The organism is Streptosporangium sp. NPDC020145 (assembly GCF_040631275.1).
Classification (GTDB): domain Bacteria; phylum Actinomycetota; class Actinomycetes; order Streptosporangiales; family Streptosporangiaceae; genus Streptosporangium.
The window spans coordinates 1-26,932 of sequence record NZ_JBEXZT010000009.1 but is presented as its reverse complement, the minus strand read 5'-3'; the positions used below and the strand labels follow the sequence as shown (position 1 = coordinate 26,932).

The window sequence follows — 26,932 nt, the reverse complement described above, 5'->3', positions numbered from 1 at the left end:
GGGTGACGCCCGCGGAACAGACCCTAGGAGCCCAGGATCTTGCGCAGGAAACGCCCGGTGTGGCTGTCCTCGACCAGGGCGACGTCCTCGGGCGTACCGGTCGCCAGCACGGTGCCGCCCTTCGAACCGCCCTCCGGCCCCATGTCGATGATCCAGTCGGCGGTCTTGATCACATCGAGGTTGTGCTCGATGACGATGACGGTGTTGCCTCCGTCGACGAGCTTGCCCAGCACGCCGAGCAGCCGCCGGATGTCCTCGAAGTGCAGGCCGGTGGTCGGCTCGTCCAGCACGTAGATGGTCCGGCCCGTCGAACGGCGCTGCAGTTCGGAGGCGAGCTTGACGCGCTGGGCCTCGCCTCCCGACAGGGTGGTCGCGGGCTGGCCGAGACGGACGTAGCCCAGGCCGACGTCGTTGAGCGTCTTGAGGTAACGCTTGATCGCCGGGATCGCGTCGAAGAACTCCAGGGCCTCCTCGATCGGCATGTCGAGCACCTCGGAGATGGTCTTGCCCTTGTAGTGGACCTCCAGGGTCTCCCTGTTGTATCTCGCGCCGTGACAGACCTCACACGGCACGTAGACGTCCGGCAGGAAGTTCATCTCGATCTTGATGGTCCCGTCGCCGGAACAGGCCTCACAGCGGCCGCCCTTGACGTTGAAGCTGAAGCGGCCCTTGGCGTATCCGCGGACCTTGGCCTCCGTGGTCTGCGCGAACAGGTCGCGCACCTTGTCGAAGACCCCGGTGTAGGTCGCCGGGTTCGAGCGCGGGGTGCGGCCGATCGGTGACTGGTCCACGTGCACGACCTTGTCGACCAGGTCCATGCCGTTGATCCGTGCGTGACGCCCGGGGACGGTGCGGGCGCCGTTCAGCTCCTTGGCCAGGGCGTTGTAGAGGATGTCGTTGACGAGCGTGGACTTGCCCGAGCCGGAGACGCCGGTGACCGCGGTGAACACGCCCAGGGGGAACTCGACGTCGACGCCCTTGAGGTTGTGCTCACGGGCCCCCTTGACGGTGATCTGCCGCTTCCTGTCCCGCTTACGGCGGGCGGCGGGGACGGCGATGGTCCTGCGGCCTGACAGGTAGGCGCCGGTCAGCGAGTCCTCGGCGGACAGCAGGTCGGCCACGGTGCCGGAGACGACGACCTGGCCGCCGTGTTCGCCCGCGCCGGGGCCGATGTCGACCACCCAGTCGGCGGCGGCGATGGTGTCCTCGTCGTGCTCGACCACGATGAGCGTGTTGCCCATGTCACGCAGCCTGATCAGGGTCTCCAGCAGCCGCTGGTTGTCACGCTGGTGCAGGCCGATGGACGGCTCGTCGAGCACGTAGAGGACGCCGACCAGGCCGGAGCCGATCTGGGTGGCCAGGCGGATGCGCTGCGCCTCGCCACCGGCGAGGGTGCCCGCGGCGCGGTCCATGGTCAGATAGTCCAGGCCCACGTCGAGCAGGAAGCCCATCCGGGCGTTGATCTCCTTGACCACCCGCTCGGCGATCTGCATGTCCCGGTCCGACAGCGTGAGCCCGGCCAGGAAGCGGGCGCAGTCGCCGATCGACATCGCCGAGACGTCGGCGATCGAGCGCCCCTCGACGGTGACGGCCAGCGAGACGGGCTTGAGCCTGGCCCCCTGGCATGCGGGACAGGGGATCTCCCGCATGTAGCCCTCGTACTTCTCCCGCATGCCGTCGCTCTCGGACTCGGCATGGCGGCGCTGCACCCAGGGGATGACCCCCTCGAAGGTGGTGTAGTAGGAGCGCTGACGGCCGTAGCGGTTGCTGTAGCGGACGTGGACCTGCTCGTCGTGGCCGTACAGCAGCGCCTTCTGGGCCTTCTTCGGCAGCCGCTCCCACGGGGTGCCCAGGGTGAACCCCGTGGCCAGGCCGAGCGCCTCGATGAGACGGACGAAGTAGTCGCTGGTGTGCCCACCCGCCCACGGGGAGATCGCGCCGTCCTCCAGCGTCTTCTCCGGGTCGGGCACGACGAGCTCGGGGTCGACCTCCATGCGCACCCCGAGACCCGTGCACTCGGGACAGGCGCCGAAGGGCGAGTTGAAGGAGAACGAGCGGGGTTCGAGCTCCTCGAACGACACGTCGTCGTAGGGGCAGTAGAGGTGCTCGGAGTAGAAGCGCTCGCGGTTCGGGTCCGTCTCGGGAAGGTCGACGAACTCCAGTGTGATCGTGCCGCCCGACAGCTGCAGGGCGGTCTCGACCGACCCGGTCAGGCGGCTGCGTGAGCTCTCCTTGACCGTGAGGCGGTCGACGATCACCTCGATGTCGTGCTTCTCCTGCTTCTTCAGCGTGGGCGGCTCGTCGAGGCGGACCACGGTGCCGTCGACGCGTGCCCTGGCGAAGCCCTTGGCCTGGAGCTGGCCGAACAGCTCGGCGTACTCCCCCTTGCGGCCGCGGATGACCGGCGCGAGCACCTGGAAACGGGTGCCCTCCTGCAGCTCCATCACCCGGTCGACGATCTGCTCGGGGCTCTGCCTGGCGATCGGGCGGGCGCACTGCGGACAGTGCGGCTTGCCGATGCGGGCCCACAGGAGCCTCAGGTAGTCGTAGACCTCGGTGATCGTGCCGACGGTCGAACGGGGGTTGCGGCTCGTCGACTTCTGGTCGATCGAGACCGCGGGCGAGAGCCCCTCGATGAAGTCGACGTCCGGCTTGTCCATCTGCCCGAGGAACTGCCTGGCGTATGCGGACAGTGACTCCACGTAGCGGCGCTGGCCCTCGGCGAAGATGGTGTCGAAGGCCAGGCTCGACTTGCCCGAGCCGGACAGCCCGGTGAAGACGATCAGAGAGTCCCGCGGCAGGTCCAGCGAGACGTCCTTGAGGTTGTGTTCACGTGCGCCACGCACGATGAGGCGGTCAGCCACTGCGATCCCGACGTCGATGTAGAGGGTTGAGAAGCGGTCGCGGGAAGACTAGCCACGGGGTCCGACAAAAATCCGCAAGCGGCGATGCGCCTGTTGGTCTTTCCCCGCCCTCACCAGGTTACGGCCTTCCCGGGGGCCCTTCGGGCCGCTTGTCGATGTCAACCGCCGGGACACGCCCTTTATGCCCTGGCCCGATCACCCGCCGCGGTGGTGGAGTGGGGGGATGGATGTCACAGACGTTCTCCAGGCCGAGCTCTCCGCCTCGAACGACCGCCTGCTGGCCGGCGTCGCCGAGCTGTCGGACACCGACGTCACAGGCGGTTCACGGCTGCCCGGCTGGAGCAGGGGGCACGTCCTGACTCATCTCGCCCGCAACGCCGACAGCCTCGTCAACCTGCTGACATGGGCCAGGACGGGCGTAAAGACCCCTCAGTATCCCGACCCGGGCAGGCGCGACCTGGACATCGAGGCGGGCGCGGGACGGCCCGCGCGGGAACAGTTCGCCGACCTCGAGGCCAGCACGGCGCGTTTCGCCGAGGCGGCCGCCGCCCTGTCCGGCGCGAACTGGTCGGCCCCGGTCGGCACGGCCCCCGTCCTCCACCCGGCCTGGTACGTGCTGGCGCGCAGGGCACGCGAGGTCGAGATGCACCACGCCGACCTCGGCACAGGGTACGGACCCGCCGACTGGCCGGAGGCGTTCGCCCGCAGAGAACTGCACGACGCGATGCTGTGCTGGCCCCGGGAACTCTCGGTGGTGAGCGAGATCGTGGTCGAGGAGGTCAGGGACGGGGAGAACCACCACCAGGTCTGGCGGGACCTCGGCACGGGGCCGGTGCTCCAGGGCGACGTCTGGAGCCTGCTCGGGTGGCTTACCGGCCGGGCGTCGGGTGCGGGGCTTAAGGTGATGCCGGAGGGAACGGCGGGCAACCTGCCCGCGGAGGCGCGGGCAGCGCCCGCACCGCCCGGATGGCCCGCCCGCTCCGCTCCTACCGGCCTTCCCTCGAACCCGCCAGAGGAGTATCCATGACGTACACCGGCGACGTGCAGGTCGGCGGTCCAGCCGACGTGCGTGAGCTGCCCGACCTGACGATCTCGAAGCTGGCGGTCGGCCCCTACGACAACAACGCCTACCTGCTGCGGTGCAACGAGACCGGTGACGGCGTGCTCATCGACGCCGCCGCCGAGGCCGACCGGCTGCTGGCGCTCATCGGGGACCGCCCGATCAGCAAGATCGTCACGACCCACCGGCACGGTGACCACTGGCAGGCCCTGGAGCAGGTCGCCTCCGCGACGGGTGCGACCGTCGTGGCGCATCCGCTCGACGCGCCCGCGCTACCGGTTCCCGTCGGCCTGAAGGTCGAGCACGGAGACGGGGTCACCGTCGGCGTGGTCACCCTGGAGGTGATCCACCTGCGCGGGCACACGCCTGGCTCGATCGCCCTGTACCGGCCGGGCCACGTGTTCACCGGTGACTCGCTCTTCCCCGGCGGCGTCGGCAACACCGAGAAGGACCCCGAGCGGTTCGACCGGCTCTTCACCGACGTCTCCGAGCGGATCTTCGACCGGCTGCCCGACGAGACCTGGGTTTACCCGGGCCACGGCAAGGACACCACGCTGGGCGCCGAACGCCCGTCCCTGCCGCAGTGGCGCGCACGCGGCTGGTGAGCCTCCCTGGAACGCGTTCGCCCGGGGACCTCCGATGGTCCCCGGGCGAACGGAACGTCCCTCAGGCGGCCGTCACAGGGAGGACAGCTCGGACTCCCGGCGTTGCTCCCTGCGCTTCTCCCGCTTGAACATGAGCACGCGCAGCGGGATGGCCGAGACCATCGCTATCTGCATGATCGCGCCGACCTTGATGAGCGTGTCACCGCCTGCCAGGCCCGCGGCCCAGATGGTCAGGCAGGCCACGTTGATCATCATCCAGGCCAGGACCGCGGCCGCCAGGTTGCCCTTGGGCTTGGGGTACTCGATCCGGCTGACCATGAGGTAGGCGATCCCGAAGATCGGCAGCACCGTCCAGATCGACGGTGCGAACAACATCACGACCGAGACCACGGTCATGGCGCCCATCGGGATGGGCAGCCCCATGAAGTCACCGCTCTTGGTCTTCACGCAGGCGAATCTGGCCAGCCGGATGACCCCGGCCAGCAGCACGGACCCCGCGGCGGTCATCACCAGCGGGAAGGGCACCTGGGGGGTGAATCCGGCCCAGATGACCACCATGAACGCCGGGGCGAACCCGAAGCTGATCACATCGGCCAGGTTGTCCAGTTCGGCGCCCATCGCCGAGGCGCGGAACTTGCGCGCGACCAGACCGTCGAACAGGTCACAGGTCGCGCCGATCAGCAACAGCACCACGGCGGTGCCGAAGAACCGGGGGTCTGCGGCGAAGGGCTTGTGCTCCTGCAGCGCGCGGATCGCCGACCAGGCGAGCACGCAGACCGACAGGAAGCCGCACAGCGCGTTGCCGAGGGACAGCGAGTCGGCCGCGGAGAGCCGGAAGGCCTTGCCGACCGGCCCCCTCGGCTCCTCGTCCGTCTCGTCAAGAGGCCAGCTCGCGTCAGCCGTGGTCAAGGCCGGTCACCCCCGCGACAGTCCGTTGGCCGACCGAGACCGCGGGCTCGATCCCCTCGGGCAGGTAGACGTCCACCCGGGAACCGAGCCGGATGAGACCGATGCGCTCGGCTCTGGCCACCTTGGCTCCCACGGTCAGGTAGGGGATGATGCGCCGCGCGACGGCACCGGCGATCTGGACCAGCTCCACGTCGCCGACCTCGGTCGCGAAGTGCCAGACCACCCGCTCGTTCTTGTCGCTGTCCTTGTTGAACGCGGGAACGAACCCTCCGGTGACGTGCTCGATCGAGGTCACCGTACCGGCCAGCGGGGCACGGTTGACGTGCACGTCGAGCGGGCTCATGAAGATCGCCACACGGGTGCGGCCGTCCGGCCACGGGTCGATGCTCTGCACCACGCCGTCCGCGGGCGACAGGATCCGCGCCGTACCCGGCGTGCGCTCGGGGTCCCGGAAGAACCAGAGCATGCCACCGGTGAGTACGGCCAGCGGAGCCGCCGCCAGCGCCCAGCGCCGGTCACGACGGCTGAGCAGCGAGGTCGCTGCAGTGGCGGCCACGGTTGGGAGCAACCACGGGGAGACGCCACGCGCCAGCCGTACACGGCCCGGCTTATGGCTTGCTGAATCGTGGGACACAGGAAACCTTTTGATGTCTTGCGGCATTAGACCGGTATTGTCTGCCTGCTCTCCGGCAGGATGCTACCCGTCTCTCAGCCCTGGTACGGCGTAACGAGACAAGCAAAGCGCGTCACAAGCCAATCCGCTAGCCCTGGTCGGCGCTCGCGGCGGTGGTGATGTGCTCGCCCTCGCGTGCGTCGCGGCGGGCCTTGATCAGGCTGGCTCCGGTAGTGATCACCATGGTGACGCCGATGACCGACAATGACAGCCAGATAGGCACCTCGGGTGCCCAGGACACGCCGCTGGAGTGCAGCGCCTCGGCAATCAGCTTAACCCCGATGAAGCCGAGGATGAACGCGAGACCGTAGCTGAGGTAGGCCAGACGCTGCAGCAGGTCGCCCAGCAGGAAGTAGAGCTGACGCAGTCCCATCAGCGCGAACGCGTTGGCCGTGAAGACGATGAAGGCGTCGGTCGTGAGGCCGAAGATGGCGGGAATCGAGTCGAGCGCGAAGAGCAGGTCGGTGGTGCCGATGGCGATCATCACGATGAGCAGCGGGGTGACCATGCGCCTGCCGTCCACCTTGACGAGGACCCGGGAGCCGACGTAGTCGTCGGTGTGGGGCAGCGCCCTGCGGGCCCAGCGCAGCACCAGGTTCTCCTTGACCTCTTCCTCCTCGTCCTGGCCGTGCTGGCGGACCAGCTGCACCGCGGTGTAGATGAGGAACAGGCCGAACACGTAGAACAGCCAGCCGAAGCTGGACAGCGCGGCCGCGCCGACGGCGATGAAGCCGCCTCGCATGACCAGGGCCATCAGGATGCCGACCAGCAGCACCTTGTGCTGGTAGATCTTCGGCACCGCGAAGCGGCTCATGATGATGTAGAAGACGAAGAGGTTGTCGACGCTCAAGCTGTATTCGGTCAGGTAACCCGCGAAGAACTGGCCCGCCGAGGTCGGCCCGGCGAAGATCCACAACACCACACCGAAGATCACCGCGAGCGTCACATAGAAGCCGACCCAGAAGCCGGCCTGCCGCGGGGAGAACTCCCGGGGTTCACCCCGGTCGACGATCCACAGGTCAAAAGCAAGAATGACCAGCAAACCACCAATAACGGCGATCCAAGCCCATACGGGAATAGTCACAACAAAACCTCCGGCGGCGCGCATGACTGACAGCCGGAGGTCTCTCCCGCCCGTGCATAACCAAGCACGAACCGACAGCCCCGGGGGCCCCGTGGAGTGAGGCAACACCGTGATGACGAGACTGTCACGAAGGGATACTCCCCCCCTAACCAAACCAGTATAGATGCCGGGCCTGGCAGTGCCCAATTCGGCGGTGGGTTCCACAAGGATGTTCCCACGGCGGACCGCCGCCTGCCATGGGATCCTTCAGGTAATCCCTCCCCGATCCCCACGTAGATCGCCGTAGACCTCCCGCACCGCCTCAAGGGCCTCAACCGCACCGGGCAGCTCACGGCCTCGCCGTACGGCCGCCTCTCTCAGGGCCGTGGCCAGGCCGCCGTCGGCGAGCAACCTCCCGACCGCCCCGCGCAGCGCGACGGCGTCGCCGTACGGCACCAGCAGCCCGGCGTCCCCGACCATCGGCGGGATTCCGCCGACCGCGGTGGCGATCACCGGTGTGCCCGCCCGCAGGGCCTCCTGCACCACGAGCGGCTGGCCCTCCCAGCGGCTGGGCACCACCAGGGCTCCGGCGACGGTGAGCAGGTCCCCGATGTCCTCCCGGTTCCCGAGGAGCCTGACGGGCAGACCCTCCCGGGCGACGCGCTCCTCAAGCGGCCCGCGCAACGGCCCGTCCCCGGCGACCAGGAACACCGGTCCCTCGGTACTCTCCTTCCCTGCGAAGGCCGAGGCGACGTCCAGGAGGGTTTCCAGCCCCTTCTGCTGGGCGAGCCTGGCGACCGTCAGCAGGACGGGCCGCCCGCCGACGCCCAGTTCCGCCCTGACGTCCTGGACCGATCGCCCCGATGGGGGCAAGGCGGGCGCCGGGACGACGGCGGCCGCGACGTTCCGGGCGCCCAGCCCGGTCATCCGCTCGCCCAGGTCCGGGGAGACCACCAGGATCCGGTCCGCCAGCCGGGCGACGATCCGTTCGAGCAGGGCGTAAACCGTGCCGACCGCCCCGCCCGCCGTCGCGGCGTTGTGCAGGGTCACCACCAGACCTGTCCCGGTCCCGGCCAGGGCGAGCGCGGCCAGCGCCCCGGCCCGCAGCCCGTGCGCGTGCACGACGTCCGCCCCCCGCAGCCCCCGCAGCACCCGTACGGCCCGCAGGTCGTGCAGCGGGCGCGGCCTGTCGGAGATCGGCACGGGCAGAAAGACCGCGCCGAGCCGCTCGAAGGCGAAGACCTCCCGGGTACCCGGTGGCCCTGCGACGACCACCCGGTGTCCCTCGCGGGTCAGGCCCTCGGCCAGCATGGCCACGTGCCGCCCCACACCGCCCGTGCTGGTTCCCAGCACCAGCGCCGTCCGCTCACTCATCGGCACCGTTCCTCTCTCGTGACTCCTGCGGGTCCCGGGAGCCCTGAGAGTCTTGAATGTCCTGAGAGCTTCTGGAGGGCGCCCGTCTGAACCGCGCCAGCAGCATCCGGGCGTCCGGTCCGTCGATCACCGAGGCCACGACCGCGAACGCCACGCAACCCGCCGCCGCGGCGCCCAGCCCGACCGGGACGCACATCCACTTGGAGACGTTCTGAAAGGGCGTGACGACCGCCAGTCCCGCCGCCCAGGCCGCCCCGCCACCGGCCACGGCGGCCAGCAGGCCCCGCCAGGCCCCGTGCAGCGCCGCCGTCCCCCTGGCCCGCAGCACGGCGAACACCAGCAGGATCCCGCCCACGGTCATGCCGACGGTGCTGCCGAGCGCCAGGTCGCCGACCACCTCGGTCCGCTCACCCGTGGCCCCGGCCAGCAGGATCTGCGCCACCAGCGCCGCCACCCACCCCGCGACGGAGGCGATCGCGGCCGACCTGCCCCGGCCGCAGGCGTACAGCACCCGGGCGAGGTGGAACATCAGCGCGTATCCCGCCAGGCCCGGCGCGAACAGCACGACCGCCCGTGCCATCTCCGCGGGATCACCGCCCGGGGTCCCCTGGAGGAACACCCGGGCCACGGGCACGGCGACCGCCGCCATCACCCCGGCCGCCAGCCCCGTGACCAGCAACACGACCCGGGTGGTCGAGGCGGTGAGGTCGTCGAACCCGGCCAGGTCCCCCTCACCCGCCCGCGTGGCGAGCACAGGGAACGAGCTCGTCGCGATCGGCACCACGAGCACCGCGAAGGGAAGCTGGTAAAGCGCCCAGGCGTATGTGTAGACGCCCGTCGCCCCCGCCCCGCCCAGGTCGTTGGCCAGGCGGACGACCACGGTCAACGCGATCTGCTGCGCCACGAGGACCGCGACGCCCGCGGTCGCGAGCCGCCGGGCACGGGCGGCGACGCCGGGCGGGAAGGACAACGACGGCCGCAACCGCAACCGCAGCCGGGCCACCGGACCGATCACCGTGACCACCATGGCCGCCGCGGCGACGGTCGCGCCGAGGGAGAGCGTCAGCTGCCCCGCCGTGGTGAGGGCGGAGAGGTCGTGTGCGGCGTCACCGCCGAGTGGCTGGAAGACCAGGTAGAAGCCGATGATCAGCAGACTGGACACCAGCGGCGCCAGGGCGGGCCCCATGAAGCGCCGGTGGGCCTGGAGCACACCGTAGAGGATGACCGCGAGCCCGAAGAAGATCATTCGAGGGGCGAAGACGACGAGCATGTCCGTGCCCACCCCGATGACCTGACTCACGTCGCAGTCGCCGACGTCGCCGACCAGCAGGGTGACGACCGGCCCCGCGAAAGCGGCGATGAGCAGCGTCAGCGGGACCAGTGCCAGCAGTACCCAGGTCAGCAGTGCCGAGGTGGTCCTGCCGACCTCGGCCCTGGCCTCGGGATCAGTGGCGGACCTGGAGGCCGCCGAGGCCAGGACCGGAACCACCGTCCCGGCCAGCGCGCCCCCCGCGACCAGTTCGAAGACGATGTTGGGAACGTAGTTGGCGGTGTTGTACGCGGTGCTCAGGCAGAGGTTGCCGACGGTCTGGGACTGAACGAGATAGCGGCCGAACCCCGCCACCCGAGCCACGACGGTCACGATCCCGATCAGGAGCGCCGCCCCCGCGACCCCCTGGCCGATCTTCCTGATCATCAGTCGGCGGGCGCCTGCTCCACGGGACGACGGCCGAGCATGTCGATGCGGTTGAGCACCGGGTTGGCGGCGATGACCCTGGTGAAGCTGATCCGCTCCGAGGCCGCGGTGAGCGCGACCACGGTGCCGAGCACGGCGAGGCGGCCAGGCCTGCCGAGAGTCGTGGCCGCCGCCAGGCCCACCAGCGCGCCCAGGGCGTTCGCCCCCGCGTCTCCCAGCATGGCCCGCTCGCCCAGGTCCTCGGGCAGCAGCGCGAGCGCCGCACCCATGGGCAGCGCGATCAGAGCCGCCGGGACCGGGTCGCCACGGCGCAGCCCGGCCGCCAGCAGGGGAACCCCGGCCAGCAGGCCCACCTTGATCGCACGTCCCGGCCTCAGGTCGAACAGGTTGGCCAGGTTGGCCGAGCCCGCGACGAGCGCCCCGTCGACCACGACGTCCACCGGGCCGCGGGCGGTCAGGGCCGCGGCGGCCAAGCCCGTCACGCCGATGCCGACCAGCTTCACGGCACCGCTGGTGATCTCCCCCTTCGCAAGGGCGTTCAGATGCCCTCTGAAGCCCTTCGAGGAGGTCGCGCCGTACAGATCGTCGTAGGCGCCCAGAGCACCGCTTCCCGTCACGGCGAGCAGCACGGCCGCGCGGGTCCTCACGGGCAGCCCGGGAAGCGCCGCGGCGGCCGCGGCGGCGCCTGCGGCGAAGGCGGGCCCTTCGAGCAGGGTGATCGGCTCGCCTCTGTGATTGGTCCTCTCCCAGGTCTCCGCGTCACCGACCGGTGGCCTGCGGCTGAAGGCCGCGTAGGCGAGCCTGGCGGCGGCCGCTCCGGCGAGGGCGCCGGCCAGGGCGCCGAGAAGAGCGCGACGAGCCATGGGGTTCATCCTCCGGAGGTGGGCGTGGGGACGGCGGGCGCGCTGGGCTCGATGGCCGAGACGCCGGGGCCCATGCCGTACTGGCCTGAAGAGCCTGACAGTTGTTCCCGCAGAGCGTAGACCACCACGACCCTGCCCGCGGGCATATCGACGTTGTCCACGGTGGAGACCTTCTCCGCGGCGACGGTGTCCTCCCGCAGCGCGGCCAGGGCGCCGCCTGCGGCGCTGCTGTTCAGCGGACCGGCCAGCACCGTCCCCCGGCCCGCCTCGTCGAGCGCCGTGGCCATCGAGACCACCGCGGCCGACTGCGCGACGGCGGTCTCCCCCGCGTACGGCTCGGCCGGGCCGATCACCAGGGCCAGGTCGGCGCGTTTGGCCGGCTGCTCCGCGACGTTGATCAGACCGCCGCGCTGGAATGCCTCAAGGACTCCGGTCGCGACCGGGTTCGCCTTGCCGACCTGCGCGGGGTCGCCGGTCACGATCGCGTTCGCGAGCACCGCGGCCGCCTTGTCGTACGGCGTGTCCTCGGCGGTGAAGGTCATCTCAACCGGCTTGGCGTCGGTGGCCAGCCTGTCGACGACGTCCGACTGGGTCGCGTCGAGGTATTTGTCGGTGAGGGTGACCCGGCCGCTCACGATCGCCCCGGACTCGGTGACCACCTGCTGCACCGCCTCGCGCATGCTCACCGAACTGCCGGGGGCCTCGACGATGACGACGCGCTCACCGGCGAGCGTGTCGCGCACGAGCCTGGGGGTGTCGGCCGTGACGAACGCGTCGTTGGCGGCGTTCTGGCCCTGCACCGTCTTCAGCTCGGCGCGCAACTCGTTGTTGCTCAGTCTGAGCTGGTTGGCCAGGGTCTCCGCCGTGTCGATGGCGGGCTCCTTCAGCAGGGTCGTGCCCAGCACGATGCCGACGGAGAGCGCGAGGAAGATCGCGACGATGGAGACGAGGTGATAGCGGAAATCGATCACGAGAAGAGTCCGACCAACCAGAAGATGAAGCCGTTCCAGATGTCGCGGACGCTGTCGAGCCAGATCTTGCCCACCGGGGAGACGATGACGGCCAGCCCCATGGTGATCAGCGTGGTGGCGACGAGCAGGAGCAGAGACGGAGTGGAGATCCGGCTGCGGTAGAGCCGGCTGACGCCCTTTGCGTCGATGAGCTTGCCCCCGACCCGCAGCCGGGTGAGGAAGGTGCTGGCCATGCCGGAGCGGCCCTTGTCGAGGAACTCGACCAGCGTCGCGTGGGTGCCGACCGCGACGATCAGATCGGCGCCCTTGTCGTCGGCGAGCAGCATGGCGATGTCCTCGCTGGTGCCGATGGCGGGGAAGACCACGGCGCTGCAGCCGAGCTGCTGCACCCGTTCGAGACCCGGTGCCCTGCCGTCCCGGTAGGCGTGCACGACCAGCTCGGCCCCGCAGGTCAGGGCCTTGGTGGAGACGGAGTCAAAGTCGCCGACGATGATGTCCGGCACGTAACCGGCCTCCAGGAGGGCGTCCGCGCCGCCGTCGACCCCGATCATGATCGGGCGGTACTCCCGGATGTAGGGGCGCAGGACGGCGATGTCCTCCTTGTAGTGGTAGCCGCGCACCACGATGAGAACGTGCCGCCCCTCCATGACGGTCGCGATGTCGGGGACGCCGACCCCGTCGATGAGCAGGTCGCGCTCGCGCCTGACGTACTCCATGGTGTTGGCCGCGAACGCCTCGATCTGGACGGTCAGCCCGGCCCTGGCCTCGACCATCGCGGCCTCGATCGACTCGGCCGACTGCACGTCGCCCTTGGCGACCACCTCGTCGTCGAGGTAGACGACGCCCTCGTGCACCCTGACCAGGTCGCCGTCCTTGACACGGTCGAAGATCTCGGCGGTGGCGTTGTCGACGAACGTCACGCCCGCCTCGACGAGGATCTGCGGACCCAGGTTGGGGTAACGGCCACTGATGCCCGCCGCGACGTCGATAACCGCCGCCGCACCGCACGCGACAAGCGCCTCCGCGCTCACCCGGTCAACGTCAACGTGATCGATAATCGCGATTTCCCCGGCCTTGAGGCGCTTGGTCAGCCTCTTGGTCCGCCGATCGATTCTCGCCACTGCCGTCACCCCGGGAAGGTCCGTGGCCTTCCTGCGGCGGAGGTAACCGTTGAGCCTGCGTTGAAGCTCGTCCGTCGGCACCTTCATCACGCCCATCCTGCCAGAGGGAAAGACCGGCCGAGCCATGCGGTTGACGGTGTGTCAGATTCGTCACTGAAGATCCCCACGCGGCCCCGCCCCCTGAGCTATCCGAAAGACCTCCCGTTATTCCTACCTCGCCGCCGTCGGTGGCCGGGCCTTCGCGCGACGGGTTCAGGCCTTGTCCGCGGCGGCGATCGACAGAAGCTCCTCCGCGTGTGCCCTGCCCAGTTCGGAGTCCTCAAGCCCGGCGAGCATCCGGGAGAGCTCTCGCGCCCGTCCGTCCTTGTCCAGGGCGACCACACCGCTGCGTACGACGCTGCCGTCGCTCGCCTTCTCCACCACGAGGTGCTGGTCGGCGAAGGCCGCGACCTGGGGCAGGTGAGTGACGACGATCACCTGTGCGGTGCGCGCCAGGCGTGCCAGCCTGCGGCCGATCTCCACCGCGGCCTTGCCGCCGACTCCCGCGTCGACCTCGTCGAAGACGAACGTCGGGACGGGGTCGGCACCGGCGAAGACGACCTCGATGGCGAGCATGACCCGGCTCAGCTCGCCGCCGGAGGCGCCCTTGTTCAGCGGCAGCGCCGGCGAGGCGGGGTGCGGGGCCATGCGCAGCTCCACCTCGTCGATCCCGTGCGGCCCGAACTCCGCCGCGGCGGTGATGACGACGGTCACCCTGGCGTGCGGCATGGCCAGAGCGGTGAGTTCCTCGGTGACGGCCTGTCCGAACCGTTCGGCGGCGGCCGTCCTGACGCGGGTCAGCTCGGCGGCCAGCTCGGTCAGCCTGCCGGTGAGCTCCTCGTGTTCGCGGGCGAGTTCGCCGATCCGCTCGTCGTCACCCTCCAGTTCGGCGACCCGCGCCGCGGCCTGCTCGGCCCAGGTGAGCACGACGCCGGTGTCCTCGCCGTACTTGCGCAGCAGGTGGTTGAGCACGGCCTGCCGTTCCTGCACGGCCGCAAGCCGAGCCGGGTCCGCCTCGACGGACTCGGCGTAGGAGGCCAGCTCGGTGGCCACGTCCGAGATCAGGTAACCCGCCTCGGCGAGCCGGTCGGCGATCCCGGCGAGCACCGGGTCGAATTCGCGGACCGCCTCGACGGCGGCTCGTGCCCGTCCGACCAGGGTGACGGCGTCCTGCATCTCCCCCTCGCCGGACATCGGGTCGCCGAGCAGCGCGCCGTGCGCGGTCTCGGCCGCGCTCCTGAGGGAGTCGGCGTGGGCGAGTCTCTCCCCCTCCTCACGCAGTTCGGTCTCCTCCCCACGTCTGGGGTCGGCCTGCTCGACCTCCTGAAGCCCGAACCTGAGCAGGTCCGCCTCCTGGGCGCGTTCCCTGGCCCTGTCGGTGAGCTCGGCCAGCTGGTCGGCGACCTGCCTGTGCCGTTTGTAGGCCTGCTCGTAGGAGCGCAGCGGCTTGACCAGTTCCTCGCCCACGTAGCGGTCGAGGGCCGCGCGCTGGCGTCCCGGCTGCAGCAGCCGCTGCTGGTCCATCTGGCCGTGCACGGCGACCAGATCCTCGGCCAGGTAGGTGAGGGTGCCGACGGGCACGCTCCGCCCGCCGAGCCAGGCCCGGCTGCGGCCCTCCGCCGAGACGGTGCGGGAGATGATCAGCTCGCCGTCCTCGACCTGGCCGCCCACGTCCTGCACCTGCTGGGCGACCCGGCCCTCCGGATCGACCACGAGAGTGCCCTCGACCGTCGCCCTGTCCGAACCGGGCCGGACACGGGCCGGGTCCGCCCTGCCTCCGAACAGCAGCCCGAGACCGGTCACAACCATGGTCTTACCCGCACCCGTCTCGCCCGTGAGCACGGTGAACCCCGGCGAGAGCACCAGGACGGCCTCGTCGATCACACCGAGCCCTTGGATGCGGACCTCCTCGACCCTGGGTCGCACTGGTCCCTCCCGTCACATCGAATTCACCGAACATCAGTGCGGTGCGCGGGCACGATCCTACGCGTTCGGGACGACCACCGCCCGGACGATCTAGGCTCGCGTCCGGCCGCGCCACCCCTGGACGGGAAGGTCGAACTTGGCGACCAGCCTGTCGGTGAAAGGCGCCCCGGTGTCCTCGATCCCGTGCAGACGCGCCAGCCGTACGGGGAGGTCGGCTCTGCGGACCTCGACGCGCGCCCCGGCGGGCAGGTCGAACCGGCGGCGCCCGTCGCACCACAGCACCGCCCCCGCCGTCGCGGGCTGGACCTCCAGCGCCAGCGTCGAACGGGGCGAAACGACCAGCGGCCTGGCGAACAGCGCGTGGGCACTGATCGGCACCAGCAGCATCGCCTCAACCTCCGGCCACACCACCGGGCCGCCCGCGGAGAAGGCGTAGGCGGTCGAACCCGTCGGCGTGGCGCAGATGACCCCGTCGCACCCCCAGCGCGACAGCGGCCGTCCGTCGACCTCGGCGACCACTTCGAGCATCCGCTCGCGTTTCTCCACCGTGGCCTCGTTGAGCGCCCACGTGTCGGCCAGCAGCTGCCCGTTGAGGCGGGCGGTGACCTCGACGGTCATCCGCTCCTCGACGTCGTAGCGGCCCCGCACCACGGAGTCGACCGCGTCCGAGAGGTTCTCGACCTCCGCCTCGGCCAGGAAGCCGACGTGCCCGAGGTTGACGCCGAGCAGCGGCACCCCCGCCGGACGGGCCAGTTCGGCGGCCCGCAGCAGGCTGCCGTCACCGCCCAGAACGATCATCATCTCGGCGCCGTGTACCGCCGTCTCACCCGCGGGCGTCACCTCGACGCCCGCGCACGCGATCGACTCGGCCTCGGCTCTCAGGACACGGACGGTCAGCCCGGCCTTGACCAGCCTGCCGATCACCAGACGGGCGCTGTCGACGGCCGCGCCCCGCCCGGTGTGGGCGGTGACCAGCACGGTGCGCTTGGCAGTCATGTTCCACTCTCCCGGAGGGCGGGCACTACTGGGGACCTTCCGCGACCGCGCGCCCGATCTCGGCCGCGACGTCCGCTACCTGTGGCGGGCCTTCTCCCCGGCCCAGCCAGATGACGTACTCGACGTTTCCCGAAGGGCCGGGCAGCGGACTCGCGGTGACACCCCGCACGGTCAGGCCGAGCGCCCGCGCGCTGTCGGCGACGTCCTGTACGGCCTGGCCCCGCAGCACCGGGTCCCTGACGACCCCGCCGGCGCCGACCCGTTCCCTGCCGACCTCGAACTGGGGTTTGACCAGCATCGCGAAGTCCGCCCGCTCCGCGGCGCAGGCGACCAGGGCGGGCAGCACCAGACGCAGCGAGATGAACGACAGGTCCCCGACGATCAGCGTGGGCGGCTGCCCGACCATCTCGGGGGTCAGGTCCCTGACATTGACCCGCTCCATGACCGTGACCCGCTCGTCGGTCCGCAACGACCAGGCCAGCTGGCCGTAACCGACGTCGACGGCCAGCACGTGCGCGGCGCCGTTGCGCAGCAGCACGTCGGTGAAACCCCCGGTCGAGGCTCCCGCGTCCAGGCAGTGGCGTCCCTCGACGGTCAGCCCCCGGGGGCCGAAGGCCTCAAGGGCGCCGAGCAGCTTGTGCGCCCCCCGCGAGACGTAGTCGGGGCCCTCCGCGGCCTCGGCGACCACGATCGCGGAGGCGGTCTCCACCTGGGTGGCCGGTTTGGCGGCCACCTGGCCGCCGACGGTGACCCTGCCCGCCTCGATGAGCTGGGACGCCTGTTCGCGGGACCTGGCCAGGCCGCGCCGTACCAGTTCGCTGTCGAGGCGTGTTCGGCGGCTCACCGGTGCTGGTCCGCGGTGCCGTCCGCCGCGGCGAGTGCCTGCTCGAGCCCGGCGAACACCTCCTCGAACACACTCGCGTGCGCGGAGACAGGCGTCGTACCCAGCCGGGCCAGCCCGCCCAGCGCCGTGTCGACCCGCTCCTCTCCGGTCTCCCCCGGCAGGTCCGTCATGCGCCCCCCATCGAAAGCCGTTCCCCGCCGGCTCGGCGGCCGGCGTGGTGGTCGCACGGGAACGGATCCACACCGCCCCGTGTCGCCTTGACCGTATCGGAAGCCGTGCCGCGCGTCGCATCGGCCACTCACCGACCGAAGTGGGCGGTCCGCGAACTACTGTACGTGTCTCGCCCGTTGTCACCTTGATGGAACGGAAGGCCGCCCGCGCGTACCCTCACGTCATCCAGGAACACCGTGTCGGGAGGCTTCCCGCACGCACCGGATCACGTGCCACATCGATGTGGAACGCTACCGTCCGTAGAGACGACAAGGAGTTCGGGCCGCCCGGACAGAAGGGAGCGCCAAACGATGGCGACCGTCGACGAGTGCCGGGTGGCACTGCGCAAACTCGGCGAGCAGTTCGACGAACTCGACCAGGAGAGCCGCGCCAGGCACGTGGTCGACCGCAGCATCAGCTGTCACATCAGCGACCTGGGGGTCACCTTCTACGGCCGCATCCACCACGGAGGGCTCGGCCCCTTCGACGACCTTCCTCCGGGTGACGCCAGATCCGCGAACGTGAAGCTGACCATAGGCAGTGACGACCTGATCGCCCTGGTCAACGGTGAACTCGACATGGGGCGCGCGGTGTTCGGCGGCCGTGTCAAGATCGATGCCAGTTTCGGCGACCTGATGCGCCTGCGTAAGCTCCTGTGAGCCGTCACGGCCCCCGGGTTCGGGACGTCTCACCCGGGTGAGGACGTCCGGCCGGAGAGCGGGGAGCCGAGGGCGGCCTTCACGGCGTCCTCGTCCGCCCGGCCGGCACCGGCCGCCTCCCACGCCGCGGCGCAGGCCGCCCTGAGGCCGTCGACGGGGTCCCCCTCCCCCTCCAGCCTGAGACGGCCCTCCTGCCAGCGGGCGTTCCACCTGCGGCAGGACCAGCCGTCTCCGGCCCGTCGCACCTGAGGGTAGGGCAGGTGCAGAGCCGACAGGTCCGCCGCGACGTACGAGGGCCTGTGCTCGGGTGGCGCCGTCAGCAGGTCCAGCGGAGTGGTCACGCCTGTCAGCACGAGCAGCCCGTCGACCCCGGCGTTGGTCGCTCCCTCGATGTCGGTGTCAAGCCGGTCGCCGACCACCAGGGGCCGCTTCGAACCGGTCCGCAGGATCGACTCGCGGTGCAGTGGCGGCTCCGGCTTTCCCGCGACGATCGGCTCGGCCCCGGTCGCCGTGGCGATCACCCTGATCATCGCGCCGTTGCCCGGCACCTCACCGCGTCCCGTGGGCATGGTCGAGTCCGCGTTCGCGGCCACGAACAGAGCCCCCTGCCGTACGGCCAGCGCCCCCTCGGCCAGCAAGCCGTAGGAGATGCCGTGGGCCATGCCCTGCACCACCGCCGCCGGGTCTTCCAGGGCGGTGCTGACCGGACGCAGCCCATGGGCGCGTACGGCGTCACGCAGACCCATCCCGCCGACGACCAGCACCGCGGCACCCGGATCGACCCGTTCGGCCACCAGTCTCGCGGCGGCCTGAGCCGAGGTGACCACGTCATCGGGCGTGGCGGGAGCGCCGAGCGCGCTCAAGTGCTGGGCGATCGCGCGAGGAGTGCGTGAGGCGTTGTTGGTGACGTACGCGAGCCGTACGCCGCGTTCCACCGCCTCACGCAGCGCCTCGGGAGCCCCCGGCACGGCGTCGGGCCCGAGATACACCACCCCGTCGAGATCGAGGAGAAGAGTGTCATAGGGGTCGATCAACGTTTGCGTGTCCACCCGCCCATTCCATCACCCTCGGGAATCACGCCCGGCGGGCGCGTAGCGTCGCCCGGACGCTCTTCAGGGCCGACACGTAGTGCCGCTGGTCGGGACGCATGGCGACGGCGATGGCAAGGGGCTCCTGTGCCCCCTCCATGTCACCGGTCCGCCACAGAGCGAGCCCGAGCCCGAAATAGGCGTAGTCCTCGGCCGGGTTCGCGTCGATGATCCATCGGAAGCTGTCGGCGGCGTCGGCGTACTGTCTGGAGTTGAACTGGGCACGGGCGAGTGCCTCGCGGATGCTTCGCGACTCCGGCTCCGCGTCGGCGGCGCGTTCCAGCAGCGCGGCGGCCGCGGCCGGACTGCCCTCGCCCAGCAGCTTCATCCCTCGTTGAAACCATTCATAGACGTCCCCGACCGGAGCGCCCGTCTCGGGGTTGGGGGAATCAGACGGACCGCTACGTCCTTGGACCATGCGTTAGGCCTCCTTCATCGACAGACGACAGATCTGACCGATCCCCTGACGGACCCGGGTACCGCATCACCGAGGCGGCCCCTGGACGTTTCAGGCCTTTATGGCAGCATGCCCTATATGGCGAATCCTGAACTGCCGATACACGACGGGCTCGTGCTTCGCCCGTTCCGTGGCGTACGGTTCACGGTCGGCAATCCCGCGGAGGTGACCTCTCCCCCCTACGACCTCATCGAGGAAAACGGCGTTCAGGACCTGCTCACCTCACATCCCAACAACGTGGTGCGGCTCATCCTTCCCGGAGCCGACCGCCACCGGTACGCCGAGGCACGGCAGACCCTGGACGCGTGGCTCTCCTCCGGGGTGCTGGCCGCCGACGAGACGCCGGCCGTCTACGTCTACGAGCAGGATGGCCCCGGGATCCTGCAACGCGGGCTCATCGGCGACGTCGGCCTGGCCGAGCCGGAACAGGGTGTCATCCTGCCGCACGAGGACGTGATGCCCGGCCCGGTCGCCGACCGCCTGGCCCTCATGCGGGTGACCGAGGCGAACCTGGAGCCGATCTTCCTTCTCTACGAGGGCGCGGGAGGAACCGCCACCCGCCTTGTCGACCGGATCGCCGCCGACCGGTCGCCCCTGGTCGAGGCATGGACCCAGGACGGGGTCAGGCACCGGCTGTGGGCCGTCACCGATCCGGAGGAACTCTCCGGCATCAACGCCGACCTCCGTTCCCGCCAGGCCCTCATCGCGGACGGCCATCACCGTTACGCCACCTATCTCGCCCTTCAGCGCGAACACCACGCCGCCTCCGGCTCTGCTCCTTCCTCTTCTGCGGGCACCGCTTCCCCGATGAACAGCTTTCCGCCGGGCGCGAGCACACAGGATCAGCCCGTTGAGCCGGGGCCCTGGGACTTCGGTCTGGCTCTTCTGGTGGACTCCGACTCCTATCCGCCGAACCTGCGGGCCATCCACCGCGTCATCCCGGGTCTGCCGCTTCGGGAGGCCGTGGACCGAGCCGGGCAGGCCTGGAAAGTCCGCCGGCACACCGACCTCACGGAGGGGTTGGCGGCCCTGACCCAAGCGGAGGAACCCTCCTTTCTCCTGTCGGACGGAGACGACACGTATCTGCTCACCGACCCTGACCCCGTGCGGCTCGGCAGCGCCATGCCCGAACATCGCTCCGCTCGATGGCGCGCGCTGAACACCGCCGTCCTCGCGGAGTTCGTCCTGCCCGGACTCTGGGGACTGCGGGACGACGAACAGACGGTACGCATCGTGCACCACGACCCCGCGGCAGCCGTACGGCTCGCGCGGGTGAGCGGGGGAACGGCCGTGTTGCTCAACCCGTTGACGGTCGACGACGTGCTCGCGGTCGCGGCCCAGGCGGAGCGGGTGCCGCGCAAGTCCACTTCCTTCGGCCCCAAACCCCGCACGGGACTGGTGTTGCGCGTGCTGTCCCTCGGCTGAGGCTCCGTACGGAAGAAGACTCCCGGTCAACCACCATCCGATCGGCTCATGCCCGTGACCAGACGGGCCCGCCCCGCTCTCCTGGCCCCGGGAAAGGACACCGGATCTACGCCCTCCGGGGGGCGCCCAGGCGAGGCCGGTTCGTGAGCGCCCTTCGTAAGAGCGGCCCCGCCTTCAGACGCCTGCCCCGGAGCCGCCGACGACGTGATCACCGGCGTGGGCTGCTCCGGGCCGGAAACTCCGCCCTCTTTTCCACCTGCGGGCTCGCCCGGATGCCCGAGACGTCTGGCCGAGCGGACCTCGACCTCGTAACCCGACGACTTCGAACCCTCACTTCCCCACCAACGGCGACGCAGTGCTCCCTCCACCTCCACCATGTCGTCGGCGAGCCACTCGGCTGCGGTCACGGTGACCTCAGGCTCGAACGACGCGCACGGAATGGTGTCCACCTGGCCTCCTCTGCCACGGCGCTGCCGTCTGACGATCATCCGCCAGGTGCCGAGCGTGCCGCCGCTCTGCAGTGACCGGATGCGCACCGCCTCGGGCAGTCGACCCACAAGTGTGACCTCGTTGCGGTCCATCGGATCCTCCTTCGATCTCTGCCGACCGAGGACCACTCTTTACGATGTGAGCTGTGCCGGAACGACTAGAACGCCGTTCTGGGGATAACCGTTCCAGTTCTGAGGTGGCCTGTGGACAACATCACCGCCCTCGGCGGAGAGGTCTATGAGATCGACACAAGGATGGCGGGATACTCAGGTATCACGGCTGGATACCTGATTCTGGGAGATCGTCCCTGTCTGGTGGAGACAGGAACCGCGACCTCCGCTCCCGTGGTCCGCGACGCCCTCGCCTCCCTCGGCGTCGGCCCCGGTGATCTCGCGACAATCGTGGTGACGCACATCCATCTGGACCACGCCGGTGGGGTCGGCGATCTGGCGAGGTTCTATCCCGAGGCGGAGATCGTGGTTCATGAGAAAGGCGCCAGACACCTCGCCGACCCCTCCCGGCTGATGGCCAGTGCGAGAATGGTGTGGGGTGACAAGCTGGACGTTCTGTTCGGCGAGATGTCCCCGACCGAGGCTGCGAGAATCCGCGCGCTCGGCGACACGGGAAGCGTCGACCTCGGCAACGGCCGTACGCTCAGCAGCCACTACTCGCCGGGCCACGCCAAACACCATGTGGGACTGATCGACTCGGGGACCGGCGACCTGTATGTCGGCGACGCCGCCGGGGTCTACCTGCCGCAGACCGGAGATCTGCGTCCGGCCACTCCCCCGCCGGACTTCGACCTGCGGACCGCGCTGGACTCGATCGCCCTGTTCGAGGCGTTGGGCCCGCAGCGGCTACTGTTCAGCCACTACGGGCCCGTTGACGACGTCCAGGAGACTCTGGAGCGTTCCGCTGAGGAACTACGCGTCTGGGTGGACCTGACCCGCCAGGCGCACTCCGCCGGTATGGACCTGGACCACGCCGTGGCGATGGTCAGGGAACGCACCCGGGAGAGATACGCGGCACTGCAGGCCGACGACGCGACAGCCGAACAGTTCGAACTGCTCAGCGGCGCTCCGTCCAACGTGGCGGGGATCATCCACTGGCTGGACCGCGCCCAGCCGTGAGACGACGTCCCGTCCCGGGCGGGCAGGCGCCTCACCCGGGACGGGTACGGGTCACTTCTTCTTCTCGTCCTTGGCGACGTCATCGTCGTCGTCGGCCGGAGAGTCACCGAGCGTGTCACCGAAGTCGGGCTCGATGAAGGCAGGACCGACGCCGGGCTCGATCCGCTCCGTCACCTTGTCCTCCTCGCCCTCGGGCTTGAGCTCGGCCTCGCCGAGGAGCGGCTCTCCAGCGGCGAGGTCGCCCACAGGCTCAAGGTCCTGAAGGTCGTCCTCAGCCTCGATCTCCGCGTCGAGGACGGCGGCGTCGTCGATCATGACGGTCTCCACGACGATTCCCTCGTCCTCCGCTTCGGGAAGGTCGGCCACCTCGTCGGCGTCCAGCCCGTCGAGGTCGAAGTCCTCGTCGTCCTCAAGATCCTCGATGTCGTCGATGATCGTTCCGGTCAGCTCCGCGTACCGCTCGGCCGCGTCGGTCTCGCCGTCCTCGTCGAAGGCCATGGCACGGCCGAACCACTCGGTGGCGGCCTCCTCGTGCCCCGCGTCGGCGAGCGCGTCGGCGTAGGCGAAGGCGAGCCTCGCCGACCAGGGGTGCGGACGCGTGTCACGCAGCTCAGGCAGACGCTGGAGGGTGATGACCGCGGCGTCCTTCTGGTGAAGGTCACGACGGGCACCGGACTCCACGATGGCGAGCTCGATCTTGCCGGCCCTGTCGAGACGCTCCGCCTCCTTCGAACGGGCCAGGTCCAGCGCCCGCTCAGGACGACCGAGTCCCCGCTCGCAGTCCGCCATGACCGGCAGGAAGGAATCGGAACCCGTCATGCGGCGGGCGGCGCGCAGGTCGCTGAGCGCCTCCGCGAAGTGCCCCGCCCGGTAGGCGGCGATGCCGACGGCCTCGCGGACCACGCCGATGCGGGCCGCGAAACGACGAGCCACCTTCGTGTGCTCGTAGGCCTGCTCGGCCTCGTCCTCCCCGAGGGCCCGCTCCGCCGCCACGAGGTGGCGGGAGACCAGGTCCGCGAGGTCGAGCGGGAGGGAACTCAGCTCTTCCCTGACCTCCTTGTCGAGCTCCTCGGCGGTGATGTCGGGAGCCATCGCAGGCAGTTCCTCGCGCGCGTTGGCCGGGGCCTCACCGCGCTCGCCGGGCTCCTGGTTCCTGCTGTAGCGCGTGCGGGAACCCTCACCTTCGCCGCGGAACGCGCCGCCCCGGTCACCTCGGTCGCCTCGGTCATAGGAAGGCCTGTCGCGGTCACCGTAGGGACGGCGCTCGCCACCACGGTTGTCGCGGTCGCCGTAGGGACGGCGCTCTCCGCCGCGGTCGTCGCGGTAGCCACCGCCGGGACGGTCGTCACGGTTGAACGGACGACGATCCCCCCCAGGACGCGGACCACGAGCCTGGTCACGATCACCGTAGGAGCGGCGCTCGCCACCACCACGGTTGTCACGGTCACCATAGGGACGGCGCTCACCGCCACCACGGTTGTCCCGATAACCACCACCGGGACGGTCACCCTGATCACGGGAACCGTACGAACCACGGGACTGGTCACGGTCACCGTAGGAACGGCGCTCACCGCCACCGCGGTTGTCGCGGTAACCACCACCGGGACGGTCATCACGACCATACGAAGGACGATCCCCCCGATCACGGGAACCGTACGAACCACGAGCCTGATCACGATCGCCGTAGGAGCGACGCTCTCCGCCGCGGTCGTCGCGGTAGCCACCGCCGGGACGGTCGTCACGGTTGAACGGACGACGATCCCCCCCAGGACGCGGACCACGAGCCTGGTCACGATCACCGTAAGAACGACGCTCGCCACCACGGTTGTCACGGTCACCGTACGAACCACGGGACTGGTCACGGTCACCGTAGGAACGGCGCTCACCGCCGCCGCGGTTGTCGCGGTAACCACCACCGGGACGGTCATCACGACCATACGAAGGACGATCCCCCCGATCACGGGAACCGTACGAACCACGAGCCTGATCACGATCGCCGTAGGAGCGACGCTCTCCGCCGCGGTCGTCGCGGTAGCCACCGCCGGGACGGTCGTCACGGTTGAACGGACGACGATCCCCCCCAGGACGCGGACCACGAGCCTGGTCACGATCACCGTAAGAACGACGCTCGCCACCACCACGGTTGTCACGGTCACCATAGGGACGGCGCTCACCGCCACCACGGTTGTCCCGATAACCACCACCGGGACGGTCACCCTGATCACGGGAACCGTACGAACCACGGGACTGGTCACGGTCACCGTAGGAACGGCGCTCACCGCCACCGCGGTTGTCGCGGTAACCACCACCGGGACGGTCATCACGACCATACGAAGGACGATCCCCCCGATCACGGGAACCGTACGAACCTCCTGAACGCCCTTCTCGGCGCTCGCCATATCGAGGACCGTCCCCTGGACGTCCCCTGCCGCCAGCCCCGCGGTTGTCGCGGTAGCCCCCCTGACCGCCGAATCCGCGGTTTTCGCCTTCTTCGCGCCGGCCCGCGCCGTCACGCCCGTTGTCACTGTTCACTTCTGGTTCCATTTCGTTTGCTCACTCGGCGAGCGCGTCCCGATCTTCAGATGAATGGGACGATTCGCTGTGCGGGCGATCTCCGGCCGCAGGACACATCCCGTTCGCTATCGCTGCCCTGTCCTATCGTGGTCTGGCGCAACGAAGGCCACCCTCGGTGGGGCGGCCCGGCTCCTCCAGCCTAGCAAGCCACTCAAAGTCCGGAGGCCTATGCCGTCGTATCGAAGGCGGCCAAGGATACGGACTGCCCAGCCCCTACCTGCCTTTACAGTTCCGCAGCCCCCGTACTGTTCCCTGGAGTCTTTTTATCCTGAAATCGCAGCTCATAGCCGGTGAGCCCCACGATCAGCAGAACCCTGGCCGCGCCAACAGCAAGCAGATCGCACCTCTTGCGATGCTGAAGCCATGACCGATCTTGAGCCTGTCGGTCTGGAGTTGCTCACTGGATTCGCCGCGAAGATTGATCCGCTCATGCAGAGCGTCCTCGTCAGTGGGGATGTGGAGCAGATGAGTGGCTTCGTCCGCGAAGCGGCGTGGAACTGTACGGAGAGGCCGTACTTCGAGCACCTGCCGGAAGTAGGCGAGCTCTACAGCGCCTGGATGGGAATCGACGACGTCCTCGATGGCTGGCCCGCCGGCTACGGGACCGACATCGCGATGCCCTGGCCATGCGCGAGTTCAGACTCGCGGCCCAGGAGTGGCCGGAGATGCCACTGACGGAGACCGGGTTCCGGCACTACGTGCGTCGGTGGGGGACATGGGTCGCGGAAGACACCTGGCCCTCACCCGGAGGAGTCAACCGGCGGCAGCGGCCAACCATCACGATGGCTCTCGCCGACCTTGAGAACTTCACGACCTGATGGCACTGACCAACACAGATGTGAAAGCCGACCACACCACACGTACGCTGCCTCGCTGAAGGCCTCTTACCTGGCCTATGTCGTCCTCGACGGCATGCTCATCTTGATCACCCGGCCCGCTGAGGACACGCCGTGCCGCTCGGCAGATTCCTCACTGATCCGGTTGGCCAGCTGGTTGGACATGAAAGGTGTAGGGTCGGCTTCTCCTCCGCCGGGCCGGTTTATTCATACCGCGCACAAAAAGAGCGGTTCTCGCCAGGCACCGTTCTTCAAGCAATGGAACACACCTCTACGGCACCACCTGGTCCTCCCACCACCCGCCCCCGCAACAGAAAAAGGGGCAGCCGTTGTCAACAGCGGCTGAATCTTGGCCCCCTGGAACCCGCCCGTCGCCACAGGATCAGTTTTCACCCATCGTTCCACCGGCCACCCCACCCACCACAAACACCCCTGGAAGACCGGACGAGCGGACGAGCGGTAACCCGTCCTGTCCGGCGAACCCCACACCCTCCCACCCCGCTCCTGAAACAAAAAAGGGGCGGCTTTCGCCACCCCTAACCCCCAGACATCCCGCCCAGAACGCAACCCCACCCGCACCAAACACCCCCGGGACCCCCGGAGCCAGGCGCAAAAGGGGCAGCCCCGCTACCCCTCAAACACCCCCGCACTCCCAGGCCAGGCACCAACTCCCAGGCCAGGCACAAAAAAAAGGGGGGCCGCCCAAAAGCGACCCCCCACAAAAGATTGTCCGGCGGCGACCTACTCTCCCACACCGTCCCCGGTGCAGTACCATCGGCGCTGAAGAGCTTAACTTCCGGGTTCGGAATGTAACCGGGTGTTTCCCCTTCGCCATAACCGCCGTAACACTGTGAAACACACAAACAACCACCGTACCAACACGGGTGTCTGTTGTCTCAGAATTGCCTAGTGGACGCGAGCAAAACCCCACCACACCACAACCATGGTCTGTGATGGACAAAAACAACCTTGAGGTCAAGTCCTCGGCCTATTAGTACCGGTCAGCTCCACACGTTACCGCGCTTCCACACCCGGCCTATCAACCCAATCATCCATTGGG

The 26,932-nt window shown here is 69.4% G+C and carries 24 protein-coding genes and 2 rRNA genes; 7 read left to right on the top strand and 19 right to left on the bottom strand.

The genetic code is table 11. From position 1 onward, the window contains the following. Nucleotides 1–23: 23 nt before the first annotated feature. A complete protein-coding gene (uvrA, locus tag ABZ463_RS18400; protein WP_362777296.1) occupies nt 24–2,864 on the bottom strand; it encodes an excinuclease ABC subunit UvrA in 2,841 nt (946 codons plus the stop codon). 223 nt (nt 2,865–3,087) lie between these two features. Between uvrA and ABZ463_RS18395 the strand changes: the two genes are divergently transcribed. Beyond that, nucleotides 3,088–3,891 carry a maleylpyruvate isomerase family mycothiol-dependent enzyme gene (locus tag ABZ463_RS18395; protein ID WP_362777293.1) on the top strand — a complete coding sequence of 268 codons (804 nt, stop codon included), beginning with the start codon at nt 3,088–3,090 and terminating at the stop codon, nt 3,889–3,891. Further along, nucleotides 3,888–4,529 carry an MBL fold metallo-hydrolase gene (locus ABZ463_RS18390; RefSeq protein WP_352013209.1) on the top strand — a complete coding sequence of 214 codons (642 nt, stop codon included), beginning with the start codon at nt 3,888–3,890 and terminating at the stop codon, nt 4,527–4,529. Before ABZ463_RS18395 ends, ABZ463_RS18390 begins: the two co-directional genes overlap by 4 nt. 72 nt (nt 4,530–4,601) lie before the next feature. Here the strand turns inward: ABZ463_RS18390 and pssA are convergent, their stop codons facing one another. The 12 genes from pssA to ABZ463_RS18330 all read right to left on the bottom strand — a co-directional run bounded on the left by pssA (nt 4,602) and on the right by ABZ463_RS18330 (nt 17,174). Further along, nucleotides 4,602–5,438, bottom strand: a complete 837-nt coding sequence (gene pssA / locus ABZ463_RS18385; protein ID WP_352013210.1) for a CDP-diacylglycerol--serine O-phosphatidyltransferase — start codon at nt 5,436–5,438, stop codon at nt 4,602–4,604. Then, nucleotides 5,425–6,099, bottom strand: a complete 675-nt coding sequence (locus ABZ463_RS18380; RefSeq protein WP_352013211.1) for a phosphatidylserine decarboxylase — start codon at nt 6,097–6,099, stop codon at nt 5,425–5,427. Before ABZ463_RS18380 ends, pssA begins: the two co-directional genes overlap by 14 nt. A 100-nt stretch (nt 6,100–6,199) precedes the next feature. After that, nucleotides 6,200–7,219: a TerC family protein gene (locus ABZ463_RS18375; RefSeq protein WP_352013212.1), complete on the bottom strand. Its 1,020-nt coding sequence runs from the start codon at nt 7,217–7,219 to the stop codon at nt 6,200–6,202. A 222-nt stretch (nt 7,220–7,441) separates the two neighbouring features. Then, nucleotides 7,442–8,548, bottom strand: coding sequence for a glycosyltransferase family 4 protein (locus ABZ463_RS18370; RefSeq protein ID WP_352013213.1), 1,107 nt, complete (start codon nt 8,546–8,548; stop codon nt 7,442–7,444). Beyond that, nucleotides 8,541–10,244, bottom strand: a complete 1,704-nt coding sequence (locus tag ABZ463_RS18365; RefSeq protein ID WP_362777288.1) for a lipid II flippase MurJ — start codon at nt 10,242–10,244, stop codon at nt 8,541–8,543. Before ABZ463_RS18365 ends, ABZ463_RS18370 begins: the two co-directional genes overlap by 8 nt. Beyond that, complete coding sequence (locus ABZ463_RS18360) at nt 10,244–11,107, bottom strand: hypothetical protein (RefSeq protein ID WP_352013215.1); 864 nt, start codon at nt 11,105–11,107, stop codon at nt 10,244–10,246. Before ABZ463_RS18360 ends, ABZ463_RS18365 begins: the two co-directional genes overlap by 1 nt. Before the next feature lie 5 nt (nt 11,108–11,112). Beyond that, on the bottom strand, nt 11,113–12,078 hold the full coding sequence (locus ABZ463_RS18355) for a copper transporter (RefSeq protein ID WP_362777285.1): 966 nt from the start codon (nt 12,076–12,078) through the stop codon (nt 11,113–11,115). Next, on the bottom strand, nt 12,075–13,286 hold the full coding sequence (gene steA, locus ABZ463_RS18350; RefSeq protein ID WP_352013217.1) for a putative cytokinetic ring protein SteA: 1,212 nt from the start codon (nt 13,284–13,286) through the stop codon (nt 12,075–12,077). The genes ABZ463_RS18355 and steA overlap by 4 nt, the downstream gene beginning before the upstream one ends. A 165-nt stretch (nt 13,287–13,451) precedes the next feature. After that, a complete protein-coding gene (gene recN, locus ABZ463_RS18345) occupies nt 13,452–15,164 on the bottom strand; it encodes a DNA repair protein RecN (RefSeq protein ID WP_362777283.1) in 1,713 nt (570 codons plus the stop codon). 90 nt (nt 15,165–15,254) lie between these two features. Then, entirely contained in the window at nt 15,255–16,160 is a 906-nt protein-coding gene (locus tag ABZ463_RS18340) for an NAD kinase (RefSeq protein WP_352013219.1), read from the bottom strand. Nucleotides 16,161–16,185: 25 nt separating this feature from the next. Then, nucleotides 16,186–17,004 carry a TlyA family RNA methyltransferase gene (locus tag ABZ463_RS18335; protein ID WP_352013220.1) on the bottom strand — a complete coding sequence of 273 codons (819 nt, stop codon included), beginning with the start codon at nt 17,002–17,004 and terminating at the stop codon, nt 16,186–16,188. Beyond that, a complete protein-coding gene (locus ABZ463_RS18330; RefSeq protein WP_352013221.1) occupies nt 17,001–17,174 on the bottom strand; it encodes a hypothetical protein in 174 nt (57 codons plus the stop codon). The genes ABZ463_RS18335 and ABZ463_RS18330 overlap by 4 nt, the downstream gene beginning before the upstream one ends. Before the next feature lie 351 nt (nt 17,175–17,525). Here ABZ463_RS18330 and ABZ463_RS18325 point away from each other — a divergent pair, with 351 nt between their 5' ends. Further along, the gene (locus ABZ463_RS18325) at nt 17,526–17,873 is read left to right on the top strand and encodes an SCP2 sterol-binding domain-containing protein (RefSeq protein ID WP_352013222.1); all 348 of its coding nucleotides are present in this window, start codon (nt 17,526–17,528) and stop codon (nt 17,871–17,873) included. A 29-nt stretch (nt 17,874–17,902) separates the two neighbouring features. On the opposite strand, the gene ABZ463_RS18320 is transcribed toward ABZ463_RS18325, so the two are convergent. Together ABZ463_RS18320 and ABZ463_RS18315 are read right to left on the bottom strand one after the other, a co-directional pair. Continuing rightward, nucleotides 17,903–18,922: an HAD-IIA family hydrolase gene (locus tag ABZ463_RS18320; protein WP_362777276.1), complete on the bottom strand. Its 1,020-nt coding sequence runs from the start codon at nt 18,920–18,922 to the stop codon at nt 17,903–17,905. A gap of 25 nt (nt 18,923–18,947) precedes the next feature. After that, nucleotides 18,948–19,289 (bottom strand): tetratricopeptide repeat protein, encoded by a 342-nt coding sequence (locus tag ABZ463_RS18315; protein WP_352013224.1) that lies wholly within the window; start codon nt 19,287–19,289, stop codon nt 18,948–18,950. A 207-nt stretch (nt 19,290–19,496) separates the two neighbouring features. Between ABZ463_RS18315 and ABZ463_RS18310 the strand changes: the two genes are divergently transcribed. Next, nucleotides 19,497–20,843 (top strand): DUF1015 domain-containing protein, encoded by a 1,347-nt coding sequence (locus ABZ463_RS18310; RefSeq protein WP_362777273.1) that lies wholly within the window; start codon nt 19,497–19,499, stop codon nt 20,841–20,843. A 26-nt stretch (nt 20,844–20,869) separates the two neighbouring features. Here the strand turns inward: ABZ463_RS18310 and ABZ463_RS18305 are convergent, their stop codons facing one another. After that, the gene (locus ABZ463_RS18305) at nt 20,870–21,424 is read right to left on the bottom strand and encodes a single-stranded DNA-binding protein (RefSeq protein WP_352013226.1); all 555 of its coding nucleotides are present in this window, start codon (nt 21,422–21,424) and stop codon (nt 20,870–20,872) included. Between the two features lie 111 nt (nt 21,425–21,535). Here ABZ463_RS18305 and ABZ463_RS18300 point away from each other — a divergent pair, with 111 nt between their 5' ends. Then, nucleotides 21,536–22,462, top strand: coding sequence for an MBL fold metallo-hydrolase (locus ABZ463_RS18300; RefSeq protein WP_362777269.1), 927 nt, complete (start codon nt 21,536–21,538; stop codon nt 22,460–22,462). A 51-nt stretch (nt 22,463–22,513) separates the two neighbouring features. On the opposite strand, the gene ABZ463_RS18295 is transcribed toward ABZ463_RS18300, so the two are convergent. Next, nucleotides 22,514–23,554, bottom strand: coding sequence for a hypothetical protein (locus ABZ463_RS18295; protein ID WP_362777266.1), 1,041 nt, complete (start codon nt 23,552–23,554; stop codon nt 22,514–22,516). Between ABZ463_RS18295 and ABZ463_RS18290 the strand changes: the two genes are divergently transcribed. Then, nucleotides 23,459–24,838 carry a hypothetical protein gene (locus tag ABZ463_RS18290; protein ID WP_362777263.1) on the top strand — a complete coding sequence of 460 codons (1,380 nt, stop codon included), beginning with the start codon at nt 23,459–23,461 and terminating at the stop codon, nt 24,836–24,838. The two genes, ABZ463_RS18295 and ABZ463_RS18290, sit on opposite strands and share 96 nt — an antisense overlap. Before the next feature lie 561 nt (nt 24,839–25,399). Beyond that, entirely contained in the window at nt 25,400–25,711 is a 312-nt protein-coding gene (locus ABZ463_RS18285) for a hypothetical protein (RefSeq protein WP_362777260.1), read from the top strand. Between the two features lie 889 nt (nt 25,712–26,600). Here ABZ463_RS18285 and rrf read toward each other — a convergent pair. Together rrf and ABZ463_RS18275 are read right to left on the bottom strand one after the other, a co-directional pair. Next, a 5S ribosomal RNA gene (gene rrf / locus ABZ463_RS18280) occupies nt 26,601–26,717 on the bottom strand. Between the two features lie 126 nt (nt 26,718–26,843). Next, nucleotides 26,844–26,932, bottom strand: a 23S ribosomal RNA gene (locus ABZ463_RS18275); the annotation flags it as partial.